Origin of the sequence: Rhizobium ecuadorense, assembly GCF_001187535.1 — a bacterium.
In the GTDB taxonomy this organism is placed as follows: Bacteria; Pseudomonadota; Alphaproteobacteria; order Rhizobiales; family Rhizobiaceae; genus Rhizobium; species Rhizobium ecuadorense.
The window spans coordinates 1-406 of sequence record NZ_LFIO01001655.1 but is presented as its reverse complement, the minus strand read 5'-3'; the positions used below and the strand labels follow the sequence as shown (position 1 = coordinate 406).

The 406-nt window shown below is 58.6% G+C and carries 1 protein-coding gene; it reads right to left on the bottom strand.

Annotated features, from left to right (window positions below):
- Positions 1–406: S1 family peptidase (locus AF337_RS32905; RefSeq protein WP_152971308.1), on the bottom strand; the 406-nt coding region annotated here is incomplete at both ends.

Below are 406 nucleotides of genomic sequence, written 5' to 3'. Positions count from 1 at the left end.
CTCTGAGACTGCAGGAATAGCTCGGCGACCGACGCGCGGATAGCGAAATTCACGTTCTGAGCAGTGATACCGATCTCGTCTGCAGTCCTCTTGGATAGAGTGGCGCTCGTGATGCCGAGAAGGAGTCCGTTCCGGTCCACGACGGGGCCGCCCGAGTTCCCCGGCTGGATTGGTGTCGAGATCTGTATATATCTCGTGTCGTTGCGGATCCCCGCGAGAGCGTTCACGTTGCCTGTGGTAATCTTCACGGAATCTGCGAGCAGCGCAGCCAGAGGGTATCCCACCGCAACAATATCCTCGCCGAGCCTTGTTGCAGACTTTCGGAATGCCAGCGGCTTTAGTAGCTCGCCGGCCGTGATCTTCACGACTGCCAGATCATTGATCGCATCGATGCGGGGATCTGCGG